Raw genomic sequence first — 13,678 nt, 5'->3', positions numbered from 1 at the left:
CCATCACGCATGACCCGAACGCCCCGGGCCACTACGTCAACACGGCCCCGTTCGACCCGAGCGCGGCCGAGAAGATGAGCGCGCATGAGGAGGCGTTCTATCGCGCCTCCTCGCTGCAGCTCATCTGGTGGAAGTTCAAGCGCCACCGGGTGGCGCTGGCCTCGGCGATCTTCCTCGCCGCGCTCTACCTGATGCTGCCCTTCGTGGAGGTGATCGCCCCCTATGGGCTGGCGACGCGCAACGCCGAGCACCTGTCGGCGCCGCCGCAGGGCGTGCACATCATGCACGAGGGCAGCCTGCGGACGCCCTTCGTCTATCCCTACGCGTTCAAGTTCAACCTCGACACGTTCCGGCGCGAATACGTCGTCGACCAGACCAGGCCGCAGCCGCTGCGCTTCTTCTGCGAGGGCGCGCCCTATGCGTTCTGGGGCGTGATCCAGTCTCGCTTCCACCTGATCTGCCCGCCGGAGGGCGGCACGTTCTTTCTGGTCGGCACCGACAAGCTCGGCCGCGACCTGTTCTCGCGCATCATCTATGGGGCGCGCATCTCGCTGACCGTGGGCCTGCTCGGCATCGCGGTGTCCTTCGTTATCGGCCTGACGCTGGGCGGCCTCGCGGGCTACATGGGCGGCTGGGTGGACGCCACCGTGCAGCGCATGATCGAGGTCCTGCGCTCGTTGCCCGAGCTGCCGCTGTGGCTCGCCCTGTCAGCCGCCCTCCCGGCGAACTGGAGCCCCGTGCTGGTGTTCTTCGCCATTACGCTGATCCTCGGCCTGCTGGACTGGCCCGGGCTGGCGCGCGCGGTGCGGTCCAAGCTGCTGGCGCTGCGCGAGGAGGAATTCGTGCGCGCCGCCGAGCTCATGGGCGCCTCGCGGGCGCGCATCATCGCGCATCATCTCGTGCCCAACTTCATGAGCCATCTGATCGCCAGCGCGACCCTGTCGATCCCGTCCATGATCCTCGGCGAAACGGCGCTTTCGTTCCTCGGCCTCGGCCTGCGCCCGCCCGTCACCAGCTGGGGCGTTCTCTTGAACGAGGCGCAGAACCTCGCGGCCGTGAACCTCTACCCCTGGCTGCTCGCCCCCATGATCCCGGTGGTGCTGGTGGTGCTCGCCTTCAACTTCATGGGCGACGGCCTGCGCGACGCGGCGGACCCGTATAGCTGAGCGGCGCTCCGTCGTCGCCGCCATCAGGAAGAGCCCTGTCTCTTCGTCATTCCCGGCGGCGCGAAGCACCGGGAAGGGGATCCAGGAGACCGGGCGCCAATCCGAGCCGTGGCCCTGGATCCCCTTCCCGCCCTGCTTCGCAGGTCGCCGGCGATGACGGCTGAGACGGTGCGGCATCTCCCGTTCAAACGACGGGATCAAACCCTCCCGTCATTGCGAGCGCAGCGAAGCAATCCAGGCGTCGGGGCCGTGCTGGATGACGCAGCATCGAGCGCGTGGCCCCTGGATTGCGTCGCTACGCTCGCAATGACGGCGAGGCGTTTCGATAGGGTGGGCGCCCCATGCGATTTCTCCGCAGGGCGTCCGGGATGGCGGCGCGAGAGAACGCAAAATGTCCTGCTTTCACGGCCAGCGATAACACCCTCCCCTCATTGCGAGCGCAGCGAAGCAATCCAGGCGTCGGGGCCGTGCTGGATGCCGCAGCATCGAGCGGGTGGCCCCTGGATTGCTTCGCTACGCTCGCAATGACGGCGAGGGGTTGCGATGGGGTGGGCGACGGCTGACATGGAACTCCGGACATCCCGCCCTCGCCACGTCCGGAATCTCGCCCTATGATCCCGCGATCCCCCTCCCCGGCCCGGAAACATGCCTGAAACACACGGAACGACGAGCTTCATCGCGCCCATCCTGATTTTCTGCCTCAGCGCCGTGCTGGCGGTGCCGATCTTCAAGCGGCTCGGGCTGGGGGCCGTGATCGGTTACCTGGTGGCGGGCGCGGCCATCGGGCCGGCGGGGCTCCGGCTGTTCAACGACGCGGATTCGGTGCGGGGCGTCGCCGAGGTCGGCGTCGTGATGCTGCTATTCGTGATCGGGCTGGAGCTGAAGCCCTCCAAGCTGCTGGCCATGCGGCGCGACATTTTCGGGCTCGGGGCCGCGCAATTCGTCGTCACGGGCGTGCTGATCGCGCTGGCCTGCATGGCGCTGGGGCTGACGGCGCGCGCGGCCGCGCTGCTGGGCGTCGCCTTCGCGCTGTCGGCCACCGCGATCGCGCTGCAGATCCTGGACGAGCGCGGCACGCTGCAAACGCATCATGGCCAGCGCACCTTTGCGGTGCTGCTGTTTCAGGACATGGCGGTGGTGCCGATCCTCGCCATCGTGCCGCTGCTGGCGCCCGGGACGGCGGCGGCCGGGCCGGACCTCTGGCAGGGGCTTCGCTCCACCGGCGTCGCGGTCGGGTCGATCACCGCGATCGTGCTGGCCGGTCTCTACCTTCTGAACCCGCTGTTCCGGGTGTTGGCCTGGACGGGCGCGCGAGAGGTGATGACGGCGGCGGCGCTGCTGGTGGTGCTGGGCGCGGCCATCATCATGGAGCATGCCGGCATGTCGATGGCGCTCGGCGCCTTCCTGGCCGGGCTGCTGCTGTCGGAATCCAACTTCCGCCACCAGCTCGAGGCGGACATCGAGCCCTTCCGCGGCCTTCTGCTCGGCCTGTTCTTCATGAGCGTCGGCATGGGAATGGACGCGACCGTGATCCTGTCGCGCGCGCTGCCGCTGGCGCTGGCCGCCGTGGGGCTGATCGGGCTCAAGATCGCGGTGGCCTACGCGCTGGAGCGCTGGATGGGGTCGCAGCCGCGCGATGCGCTGCGCAGCGCGGCCTTGCTGGCCCCGGCGGGCGAATTCGCCTTCGTGCTGGTGCCCATGGCGGGCGCGCTCGCGATCCTGGACGCGCAAACTGCGAGCCTTGCCTCGGCGTTGGCGGCGCTCACCATGGTGCTGGGCCCGATCACCGCCAAGGGCATCGAGATCGGATTGGAACGGCGCGACGCGGCCCGGCCGGAGCCGGATTTCGACCCGTCCAGCTTCGACGGCGCGCAGGGCAGCGTGCTGGTGATCGGCTTTGGCCGCTTCGGCCAGCTGACCACGCAGGTGCTGCTGGCTGACGGCGTGGACGTAACCGTGATCGATAACAACGTCGACCGCATCAAGGCGGCCGGCAAGTTCGGCTTCAAGGTCTATTACGGCGACGGGGCGCGGCTCGACGTGCTGCGGGCGGCCGGGGCCGGGCAATCGCGCGTGATCGCGGTGTGCGTGGACGACCGGCAGGCGGCGCTCACCATCGTGGAGCTCGTGCGGGAGAACTTCCCGCTCGCCCAGGTGCATGCCCGCGCTTACGACCGCATCCATTCCATCGACCTCATCAAGGCCGGCGTCGACTACCAGATGCGCGAGACGCTGATCTCGGCGCTGGAGTTCGGCCGCGAGACGCTGATCGCCCTGGGGGCCGAAGCCTCCCGCGCCGAGGAAGTGCGTCTTGGCGTGCGCGAGCGCGACGAGCAGCGCCTGGCGCTGCAGCAGGTGGAGGGCAAGCTGCGGCCGGCGGACTACAGCAAGCTCGTTCCTCGCCTGACACCCGAGCCGCTCACGGCGCCGAAAGCGCGCTCCAAGGCGCTGACGGCGGAGACCCAGGACGTGATGGACACCCCCACGATTGAATGAGGGCGCCACCCCACAGGCGCATTGGAAAAAGCCACAACCCGTGAGACCTTGCGCTTGCAATGTCATGAACCGGTTTTCCGGGGATCGCTTGCGGGCGCAGGTCTGGGATCGGGATGATCAATCTGTTCGACATGATGCAGAAGGCGCAGGGCGGGAACGCCCTCGACGCATTTTCCCAGCAGTTCGGCCTGACGCCGCAGCAGAGCGAGGCGGCCGTCGATGCGCTGCTGCCGGCCTTCACGCTGGCGCTGCGCCAGCAGCTGAAGAACCCGCAGGCCTGGCCCTACCTGATGGCCGCCCTGTCGATTCCGCCGACGCAGCAGCCCGGCGCCATCCAGCCGTTCTCGCCGCAGGGCATGCAGCAGGGCCAGCAGGTGATGGCGGCGCTGTTCGGCTCGCCGCAGCTCGGCCCGCAGATCGCCCAGCAGGCCGCGACCGCCACCGGCATGAGCTCGGCCGTGATGCAGCAGATGATGCCCGCCATGGCGGCCATGCTGACCGGCGGCGCCTGGCAGACCTTCGGCGGCGCGATGGCGAGCGCCATGGAGGCGTTCTCCAAAGCCATGGGCGGCAAGCCCGAACCCAAGCCCGCCGCCTTCCCGATGGGCGTGCCGGAGAACTGGGGCGAGATCCTGGGCGAACTGGTGGGCGGCCCGCCGCCGCCCAAGCCCGAGCCCGCCAAGGCTGACGAGCCCAACATGTTCGACCCAGCCGGCCTCGGCGCCATGATGGCCGGCATCATGGAGCGCGCCGCGACGCCGCAGGTCGCGACGCCCGGCGAAGCGCCCGCACCCGCCGCCGACGCTCCCCCCGCGCCCGATGCGGCTGATCAGACCCCCCCGGCCGAGGCCCCGACCGCGCCGGATTTCGACGCCTTCACGCAGCTGGTTGAAACCGGCCGCGAGGTGCAGCAGCAGCACCTGCGCAATCTCCAGAATGTGATGGCCCAGGTGTGGGGCGGCGAGAAGCCCGAGACGACGCCCTCTAAGTGAGAAGCCGTCCGCGTGCAGCGCCGCGGTTCTCCGCTCGTCATTGCGAGCCGAAGGCGACGCAATCCAGTCTGAAAGCCCGGCGTTAGGCTGGATTGCTTCGCTGGCGCTCGCAATGACGGCGAGGGGTGGCCCGTGATGGCGCAAGGCTTGTCTGGCTTTGGGGCCGTCATCCCCGGCGACCTGGGCAGCAGGTCGGGAAGGGCATCCAGGGGCAACGGCGCGCACCTCCTGGATCCCCTTCCCGACGCTGCGCGCAGCCGGGGATGACGGAGAGAATAAGGCTTTGCCTGCCAAGGCTCCCGTGCCGAAAACAAATCCCGACGCCCTGACCTTTGCGTTTGCGCAAGCATCGGACCCGTTCCTGTCATTGCTTCGTTGCGCTGGGCGCTTTAATGAACGTGTCCCGCGCACCCCTCGCGCCGGCATTCAGGATCTCCCATGGCCCGTGACCAGTCCGACCCGACGCCGATTGAAAGCCGCGCCGAGCTGGTCGCCTGGTTTGAACAGGGCAATAAACCCGCGTCCGAGTTCCGCCTCGGCACCGAGCACGAGAAGTTCGGCTTCTACGCGCATGACCACGCGCCAGTGCCCTATGCGGGCGCGCGCGGCGTGGAGGCGATCCTGAAGGGCCTCGAATCGCGCATCGGCTGGGAGCCGATCATGGATGGCGAGGCCATTATCGGGCTCGCGGACCCCATGGGGGGCGGCGCGATCTCGCTGGAGCCCGGCGGGCAGTTCGAGCTCTCGGGCGCCCCCGTGGAGACGCTGCACGAAACGCGCTCCGAGCTGGTGCAGCACATGGAGGCCGTGAACTCGGTGGCGGGCCAGATCGGCGTGCGCTTCCTGGGGCTGGGCCACAGCCCCGTGTGGACGCGCGAGCAGACGCCCGTGATGCCCAAGCAGCGCTACGGCATCATGCGGCGCTACATGCCGCAGGTGGGCACGCGCGGGCTCGACATGATGTTTCGCACCTGCACGGTGCAGGTGAATCTCGACTTCGCCTCCGAGGCCGACATGGTGAAGAAGCTGCGCGTCTCGGTGGCGCTGCAGCCGATCGCCACCGCGCTGTTCGCCAACTCGCCGTTCACGGAGGGCAAGCCCAACGGGTTTCGGACCGTGCGCTCGGAGATCTGGCGGGACACCGACAACAACCGCTCGGGCATGATCCCGTTCGCGTTCGAGGACGGCATGGGCTTCGAGCGCTATGTCGACTACGCGCTCGACGTGCCGATGTATTTCGTGAAGCGCGGCGACCACTACCACGACGTGGCCGGCGCCTCGTTCCGCGACCTGCTGGACGGCAAGCTGGCGCAGCTGCCGGGCGAGCGGGCGACGATTTCGGACTGGGCCAACCACCTCTCGACGCTGTTTCCCGAGGTGCGGCTGAAGCGCTACCTGGAGATGCGCGGCGCCGACATGGGCACGTCCGACATGGTTGTGGCGCTGCCGGCCTTCTGGGTGGGGCTGCTGTATGACGCCGCCGCGCTTGACCAGGCGTGGCAGCTCGTGAAGGGCTGGACCGCCCACGAGCGGCAGGCGCTGCGCGACGCGGTTCCGCGCGAGGCGCTGGACGCCACCGTGGCGGGCCGCAGCGTGCGCGAGGTCGCCCGGGACGTGCTGGCGCTCTCCCGGCAGGGGCTCGCGCGCCGGGCCCGGCAAGAGGATGGGCAGGACGAGACGCGCTATCTCGCGCCGCTGGACGAGGTGGTGGCGTCGGGGCGCACCCGCGCGGACGTGCTGCTGGAGCAGTTCCACGGCCCTTGGGGCGGCTCGGTCGACCCCGTGTTCGACCAGAACGCGCTCTGAACCCGCGACGGCGGCGCGCATGACCGCGGCGGCGCGCTTGCGCTATCGTGCGGCATGACCTCCGCCCCGCCCTCCTCTCCCCGCATCGCGCTCGCCCTCGGCGGCGGCGGCGCGCGCGGCCTCGCGCACATCGCCATGCTGGAGGCGCTGGACGAGCTGGGGTTGCGTCCCGCCGCCATCGCGGGCACCTCCATCGGGGCCATCGTGGGGGCGGCCTATGCGAGCGGCGTCCCGGGCAAGGACCTCCGCGCCTATGCGCTGTCGCGGCTGCGCGACCGCGCCCAGGTGATGTCGCGCGTGCTGCAGGCGCGGGTGGGCAAGCTCACGGACCTGTTCTCGGGGCTCGGCAACCCGGTGCTGGTGGACGGAGAGAAGCTGCTCGACCTGTTCTGGCCCGACGCCGTGCCGGATGCGATCGAGGACCTGGCGATCCCGTTCCAGGCGGTGGCGACGGACTATTATGGCCGCGTCGAGCACCGCTTCGCGAGTGGGCCGCTGGTGAGCGCAGTGGCGGCCTCCATGGCGATCCCCGGGCTTGTGCGGCCGGTGCTGGCCGGCGGGCGCGTGTTCATCGACGGCGGCGCCGTGAACCCGCTGCCGTTCGAGGGCATGGACGGCCCCGGAACCGTGGTGATCGCCGTGGACGTGACGGGCGGGCCCGTTCCCGACAACAAGGCCGCCCCGGAGGCGTTCGAGGCCATGCTGGGAGCGTCGCAGATCATGCAGGGCGCGATCGTGGCCGAGAAGCTGAAGGCGCGCGCGCCGGACATCCTGGTGCGTCCGGCCGTGGACGGCTTCCGGGGGCTCGACTTCTTTCGCGCCAAGGCCATCCTGCAGGCAGCCGAGCCCGCCAAGGAGCAGTTCAAGCGCGACCTCGACGCGGCGCTCGCGCCGGCCAGGGTCAGCGCCGCTCGGCGAAAAAGGCCCTGAGCATCGTGGCCGCCTCGCTCTCGCGCAGACCGCCATAGACCTCCGGGGCGTGGTGGCAGGTGGGCGACGCGTAGAGCCTGACGCCATGCTCCACGGCGCCGCCCTTGGGGTCGCCCGCGGCGAAATAGAGCCGCCGGATGCGCGCGAACGAGATCGCGCCGGCGCACATCGGGCAGGGCTCCAGCGTGACGTAGAGATCGCAGCCGACGAGCCGCTCGGAGCCTATCGCCGAGCAGGCCTGCCGGATGGCCAGCATCTCGGCATGCGCGGAGGGATCATGGTCCGCCAACGTCCGATTTCCCGCCGCCGCCAGAACGACGCCGTCGCGCACCACCACGGCGCCCACCGGCACCTCGCCCCGCGCGGCGGCGGCGCGCGCCTCGTCCAGCGCCATCGCCATGGGGTCGGGACGGATTTCGGGCACGGCGAGGTCCTCGTCGGCAAGGAAGTTTCGTGAAGCCGATACCACTTCGGCACGAAATGCTCTATCAGCGGCCAATGAACGACAGAACGAATGATCGCGGCGGCGGCAAGGGCCGGCCTCCATCCCGTGGCGGCGCCGGCGGCGGCGACAGCCGCGGCGGCAAGAGCTTCGGCCCACGCTCGGGCGGACCCGCAAAGGGTCGCGGCGGCGACGACCGCCCCGCGCGCGCTCCGCGCGCCGAGGGCGACGCCCGGCCGAGGCGCTTCGACGGCGACCGACCGGCGCGCTCCGAGAGGCCCGCGACCGGCGACCGGCCGCAGCGCAGCGCACGCCCCCAGGGTGACCGTCCGCAGGGTGATCGTCCGCAAGGCAGCCGGCCCGCGCGCGCCGAGGGCGGCGAGCGGCCGTTCCGCGCCCGCCCCGAGGGCGGTGAGCGCAAGAGCTTCGGCGGGGGACGCGGGGCGCCGCGCGGCGACGCTGGCGGTCGCGGCGACGCTGGCGGTCGCGACTTCAAGTCCCGCAAAACCGTCGAGGCGGCGCCGCGCAAGGAGTTTTCCGAGCGCATCGCCAAGGTGATCGCCCGCGCGGGCCTGTGCTCGCGCCGCGACGCCGAGGCCTGGATCGAGGCGGGGCGCGTCGCCGTGAACGGCGTGACGCTGACCAGCCCGGCGCTGGACGTGAACGCCAACGACAAGGTCGTGGTGGACGGCGCGCCGCTGCCGACGCGCGAGCGCACGCGGCTGTTCATGTTCCACAAGCCGCGCGGCGTGGTGACGACCGTGCGGGACCCCGAGGGTCGCCGCACCGTGTTCGACGCGCTGCCGCCCGGCCTGCCGCGCGTGATCACCATCGGGCGCCTCGACATCAATACCGAGGGCCTGCTGCTGCTGACCAACGACGGCGGGCTGGCGCGCGTGCTGTCGCTGCCCGAAACCGGCTGGCTGCGCCGCTACCGCGTGCGCGCCTATGGCGAGATCACCCAGCCGCAGCTCGACGCGCTGCGCGACGGCGTCACCGTCGAGGGCATGAACTACGGCCCCGTGGAAGCCACGCTGGACCGCGCCCAGGGCGACAACGCCTGGCTGACGCTGGGCCTGCGCGAAGGCAAGAACCGCGAGGTCAAGAAGATCCTCGAGCATCTGGGCCTCCAGGTGAACCGGCTGATCCGGCTCTCCTTCGGCCCGTTCCAGCTCAACGAGCTGCCGGAAGGCGCGGCCGAGGAGATCCCCACCCGGGTGCTGCAGGACCAGCTCGGCGTCGATCTCGCCGCCCAGGCGGAGGTCGACTTCGACGCGCCGGTGTTCGTGTATGACGAGGACGATTTCCGGCCCAAGGCCAAGACGGCGCGCGACGCCGTGACGGGCGACGACCGCCCGAAGCGCCGCAGCCGCGACGACGCGCCCGAGCGCGGCGCCGGCCGCAGCTGGGGCCAGGATCATCACGACCGGGGCGGTCGTGATGATCGCGGCGGCCGGGACGACCGCAGTGGCCGCTTCGGCGAGACCGAAGGCGACGAGAAGCCCAAGCCCAAGCGGCGGCATCCGATGGAGCCGCTGACCAGCATCTGGCGCGCCGACGACGCCGAGGCCAACGTGCCGCGCGGCAAGGTCCCGCGCCGGGGCGCAGACCCCAAGCTGGCCCGGGTCGAAAGCGCCGACAAGGTGCGCTCGCGCGCCGGCGCGGTGAAGGATCCCAAGGGCCGCGCCGTGAAGGTGGAGCGGATCAAGGCCGATCCGGCCGCCTTCGAGCGCGAGGCGCCGCGTGAGGACAAGCCGCAGCGGCGCGGGCCGCCGCGCCCGCGCGACGATGGCGCGGAGCGGCCGCGGTCTGACAGGCCCTTCCGGGCCCGCCCCGAGGGCGACCGCCCCGAGCGGCGCGAGCGCCCGGCGGGCGAGCGCGGCGAACGCCGCAGCTTCGGCGACCGGCCCACGGGCGGCCCCAAGCGCAGCTTCGGCGGCGACCGGGCCGGCTCAGGCGAGAAGCGTAGCTATGCGCCCCGCGAACGCGACGAGCGGCCGCGCAGCGGCGGCGATGACCGGCCCAAGCGCGACCTCTGGTTCGAGGGACGCAGGGCCGAAGGCGAAGGCGGGGCGCGGAAGCCGCGCACCTTCAAGCCGCGCGACGATCGCGCCGGCGCGGGCTTCAAGCCTCGGGGCGATCGGCCTGACCGTGGCGACCGTCCGGCGCGCGGCGACCGGCCTGAGCGGACCGGCGATCGACCCGCGCGCAACGACCGGCCCGAAGGTGGGTTCAAGGCGCGTGGCGACAGGCCGAGCGGTCCTGGCGGTTCGCGGGGCGGTCCTGGCGGATCGCGGGGCGGCCCGGGCGGCAAGCCGGGCGGCTTCTCGAAGGGTCCCGGCCGTGGTGGCTCCGGCCCCGGCCGCGGCGGTCCCGGCGGCGCGGGCGGACGTCCGCCCCGGCGTCCGCGCGAAGGCTGACCCATGCGGATCGTCGGCGGCCGGTTCAAGGGCCGGGCGCTCGCGAGCCCGAAGACGCAGGCCGTGCGGCCGACCTCCGATCGGCTGCGCGAAACGATCTTCAACATCCTGGCGCACGCGCATGAGGACCCGGTCCACGGCGCGCGCGTGCTCGACCTTTTCGCCGGCACGGGCGCGATGGGGCTGGAAGCGCTGTCGCGCGGCGCCGCCTACGCGCTGTTCGTGGACGATTCCGCCGAGGGTCGCGGACTGACGAAGAGCAACATCGAGACGCTCGGCGCGGCCGGCCTCAGCAAAGTATTCCGCCGCGACGCCACCAAGCTGGGCGCCGCGCACCCGAACGCGCCTTTCGGCCTCGTGTTCTGCGATCCGCCCTACGGCAAGGGCCTCGCCCCCCTGGCGCTCGCCTCGGCCCGCGACGGCGGCTGGCTGGCGCCCGGCGCGCTGCTGGTGGTGGAAGAACACGCCGAAGCCGAACTCACGCTCCCGGACGGCTTCACGCTGCTGGAGCGTCGGGACTACGGGGACACGCAGGTGGTTTTCGCGCGGGTGGGGTGACTGACGGGATCGTCGTTGCGGGGCACAACCGGAATGTCGCAGCCCGTTTTGGATGACAGTTCAACCAGCCATCGTCCGTCGTGATCCGCGTCCGACACGTGTCTTGATCGGTCGAGCGAGATGGCGCTGCAGGGTTCCTGCGCGCCGATGCCTCGAGCTGCGCCGCTGCGGGCCTTGGCTAACAATTCCGACAGGTGAGCTTTGGCGTCGGCAAGAGACCACATGATCGCCCCCTCAGGTTGCGCTAGTTTGGGCTAGGCTCGCTCTGAGACTATCAATTTGCCACGTCCGATAAGCTGCCCCTTTTTTCCTCCCAGATCCGCCGCTTGATGTTGGACCTTAGAAGGCGAACAACGCTTGCAACGAAGTGGCCAAGCGGCGCGCCGTGATTGGGTCGAGGACGCCGAGAAAGCGTCCTAACCGCTCCCGGCTGACAGCCCGCAACTGCTCGGTGCAAAGTTCGCCGCGGACGCCGTCAAACAGCAACGCCACCCGGTGCTCCCAGCCGCGACGGCGTGAGGTCAGAGGCACGATGAGAGCTGTCGCAAGCGACACGTTTATGCGATCGGGAGAAACGACGACGCAGGGTCTAGTTTTGGCAATTTCCGACCCGACAACCGGATCGAGCGTTACGAGATAGGCTTCGAAACGACCGGGAGCCGGTGGTTTTCGAAGTCGTTCGGCCATTCCCATTCCTCATCATCGAAATTCTTTTTGCCCGTCCGGCTCAAATCATCGCGGCCAGCCCCGTTCGAAACGGCGTCACCACCGAGGCGCTGGTCATCAGCCGCGGTCAGAACAACTTCTGCTCCGCGCAGCTCGACATTCACGGCGTGAGTAACCCCAGCCGCGTCCAGGATCTCTTCAGGCAAGCGCACCCCGCGTGCGTCGCCGATGTTGATGATCGTAGACTTCATGCTGAAAAGACTAGGCGCAAACTTGCCAAACGACAAGCGCTTCACCGCCGCCCGAACAGCCGCTCGATGTCGGCGAGCTTGAGCTCCACATAGGTGGGCCGGCCGTGGTTGCACTGGCCGGAGAGCGGCGTCGCCTCCATCTCGCGCAGGAGGGCGTTCATTTCCTCGGGCTTGAGGCGCCGGCCGGCGCGCACGGAGTGGTGGCACGCGAAGGTCGCCAGCACGTGGTCGAGGCGGTCTTCCAGGGCCAGTGCGCCGCCCCATTCCTCCAGCGAGTCCGCGAGGTCGCGCACGAGGGCGGCGACGTCAGCGCCCGCGAGGGCGGCCGGGACTTCGCTGACCGCGACCGCGCCGGGGCCGAACGGCTCGATCACGAGGCCGAGGGCGGCGAGCAGGTCGGCCTTTTCGGCGAGGCGGTCGACCTCCACGGGGTCGAGGTCCACCACGGCCGGGATCAGCAGCATCTGGCGGTTGACGCCGGCGGCGGCGCGCTCGGCCTTCAGACGCTCGTAGACAAGGCGTTCATGGGCGGCGTGCTGGTCGACGATCACGACGCCGTCGCGCGTCTGCGCGACGATGTAGGTGTCGTGCAGCTGCGCCCGGGCGGCGCCGAGCGGGCGCTCCAGCAGGTCGGGCGCGGGCGCAAACGTCGCCGCGCGGGCGTCGGCGGCGGGGTCGGCGAGAGCCGAGAAAGCGGCCTGCGCGGCTTCGGCGAAGCCGAAGGATGGGGCGGGGCCAGAGTCGTAGCTTGGCGGGCCGGGTGGCTCGTCCGGAGCGGCCGGGCTGGCGCGCCAGTTCCAGTCAACATTGCGGGTGGCCGGCGAGGCGAGCCAGGAGCGGGGCGCTTGGGCGCCCGTGTGGGCCCGCAGCGCGTCGATGACAGAGGCGCCCACGGTGTTGGAGGCGCGGTGGCCGGCGCCGCCCAGCACCTGCTTCAGCGCGCCCACGACGAGGCCACGGACAAGGCCGGGATCGCGGAAGCGCACCTCGCTCTTGCCCGGGTGGACGTTGACGTCCACGAGCCGCGCCGGGCAGGTCACGAACAGCGCCAGCGCGGGGTGGCGGCCGCTCGGCACAACGTCCGCATAGGCGCCCTTCACGGCGCCGAGCAGCAGCTTGTCGCGCACCGGGCGGCCGTTGACGAAAAGGTGGATGGCCGCGCCGGTCGGCCGGTGCGCGGTCGGTAGGCCGGCGAGGCCGGCGAGGCCGACCTCCTCGCGCCAGGCGTCCACCGGCAGGGCGTTGTCGACGAAGTCGCGCCCCATCACCTGCGCGAGGCGCCGAGCCGTCGCGGCGGCGGGGTCGAGGTCGGAGGCCGCCGGGTAGTCCAGCGCCGGCGCGCCCTCCCCGCCCAGCTCGAAGCGCACGCCCGGGTGCGCCATGGCGAGGCGCTTCAGCATGTCGGCGACAGCCTGGGCCTCCGCGCGGTCGGTTTTCAGGAATTTGAGGCGCGCCGGCGTGGCGTAGAACAGGTCGGCGATCTCGACGCGGGTGCCGCGATCGATGGCGGCGGGGCGGACAGCGTGCTTCAGCCCGGCGTCCACCAGGATGGAGGAGCCATGCGACGCGCCCGCCTGCCGGGTGGCGATATGCAGGCGCGCCACCGCCCCGATGGAGGGCAGCGCCTCGCCGCGAAAGCCCAGCGTGTCGATCGCGAAGAGGTCGCCGTCCGGCAGCTTGGAGGTGGCGTGGCGCTCCACCGCAAGGTCGAGATCCTCCGGCGTCATGCCGAGCCCGTCGTCCACGACGCGGATGAGCCGGCGGCCGCCGCCCTCGATCACGACCTCGATACGGCCGGCGCCGGCGTCCAGCGCGTTCTCGACGAGCTCCTTCATGGCCGAGGCGGGCCGCTCCACAACCTCGCCGGCCGCGATGCGGTCCACCAGCACGGGATCGAGGCGGCGCACCGTCATGCCGGGACCGACGCTTGGCGCCGGGCGCGGCGGAGAAT

At 70.9% G+C, this 13,678-nt stretch carries 11 protein-coding genes; 7 read left to right on the top strand and 4 right to left on the bottom strand.

Going from position 1 to position 13,678, the window contains the following annotated elements; genetic code table 11:
- The first annotated feature begins 2 nt into the window (after positions 1-2).
- From AC1DSZ_RS20685 to AC1DSZ_RS20665, 5 genes are all read left to right on the top strand, one after another.
- A complete protein-coding gene (locus AC1DSZ_RS20685; RefSeq protein WP_476840314.1) occupies positions 3-1,166 on the top strand; it encodes an ABC transporter permease in 1,164 nt (387 codons plus the stop codon).
- Positions 1,167-1,811: 645 nt separating this feature from the next.
- The gene (locus AC1DSZ_RS20680) at positions 1,812-3,662 is read left to right on the top strand and encodes a monovalent cation:proton antiporter-2 (CPA2) family protein (protein ID WP_476840229.1); all 1,851 of its coding nucleotides are present in this window, start codon (positions 1,812-1,814) and stop codon (positions 3,660-3,662) included.
- 113 nt (positions 3,663-3,775) lie between these two features.
- Positions 3,776-4,654 carry a DUF937 domain-containing protein gene (locus AC1DSZ_RS20675; protein WP_476840228.1) on the top strand — a complete coding sequence of 293 codons (879 nt, stop codon included), beginning with the start codon at positions 3,776-3,778 and terminating at the stop codon, positions 4,652-4,654.
- A 438-nt stretch (positions 4,655-5,092) separates the two neighbouring features.
- On the top strand, positions 5,093-6,460 hold the full coding sequence (locus AC1DSZ_RS20670; protein ID WP_476840227.1) for a glutamate--cysteine ligase: 1,368 nt from the start codon (positions 5,093-5,095) through the stop codon (positions 6,458-6,460).
- A 54-nt stretch (positions 6,461-6,514) separates the two neighbouring features.
- Positions 6,515-7,390 (top strand): patatin-like phospholipase family protein, encoded by an 876-nt coding sequence (locus AC1DSZ_RS20665; protein ID WP_476840226.1) that lies wholly within the window; start codon positions 6,515-6,517, stop codon positions 7,388-7,390.
- On the opposite strand, the gene AC1DSZ_RS20660 is transcribed toward AC1DSZ_RS20665, so the two are convergent.
- Positions 7,362-7,790, bottom strand: a complete 429-nt coding sequence (locus AC1DSZ_RS20660) for a nucleoside deaminase (protein WP_476840313.1) — start codon at positions 7,788-7,790, stop codon at positions 7,362-7,364. The genes AC1DSZ_RS20665 and AC1DSZ_RS20660 overlap by 29 nt on opposite strands.
- Positions 7,791-7,888: 98 nt before the next feature.
- On the opposite strand from AC1DSZ_RS20660, the gene AC1DSZ_RS20655 reads away from it, so the two are divergent.
- Together AC1DSZ_RS20655 and rsmD are read left to right on the top strand one after the other, a co-directional pair.
- Positions 7,889-10,252, top strand: coding sequence for a pseudouridine synthase (locus AC1DSZ_RS20655; protein WP_476840225.1), 2,364 nt, complete (start codon positions 7,889-7,891; stop codon positions 10,250-10,252).
- A 3-nt stretch (positions 10,253-10,255) separates the two neighbouring features.
- Positions 10,256-10,810 (top strand): 16S rRNA (guanine(966)-N(2))-methyltransferase RsmD, encoded by a 555-nt coding sequence (gene rsmD, locus AC1DSZ_RS20650; protein ID WP_476840224.1) that lies wholly within the window; start codon positions 10,256-10,258, stop codon positions 10,808-10,810.
- A gap of 339 nt (positions 10,811-11,149) precedes the next feature.
- Here the strand turns inward: rsmD and AC1DSZ_RS20645 are convergent, their stop codons facing one another.
- From AC1DSZ_RS20645 to mutL, 3 genes are read right to left on the bottom strand one after another with little or no spacing between them, the layout of a single operon-like run.
- A complete protein-coding gene (locus AC1DSZ_RS20645; protein WP_476840223.1) occupies positions 11,150-11,497 on the bottom strand; it encodes a type II toxin-antitoxin system PemK/MazF family toxin in 348 nt (115 codons plus the stop codon).
- On the bottom strand, positions 11,440-11,763 hold the full coding sequence (locus AC1DSZ_RS20640; protein ID WP_476840222.1) for an AbrB/MazE/SpoVT family DNA-binding domain-containing protein: 324 nt from the start codon (positions 11,761-11,763) through the stop codon (positions 11,440-11,442). The genes AC1DSZ_RS20645 and AC1DSZ_RS20640 overlap by 58 nt, the downstream gene beginning before the upstream one ends.
- 5 nt (positions 11,764-11,768) lie before the next feature.
- On the bottom strand, positions 11,769-13,640 hold the full coding sequence (gene mutL / locus AC1DSZ_RS20635; protein ID WP_476840221.1) for a DNA mismatch repair endonuclease MutL: 1,872 nt from the start codon (positions 13,638-13,640) through the stop codon (positions 11,769-11,771).
- Positions 13,641-13,678: the final 38 nt, after the last annotated feature.

The sequence above is a fragment of the Alsobacter sp. P4_H11 genome (assembly GCF_056400925.1).
This window is presented reverse-complemented; position numbering and strand designations above follow the sequence as displayed.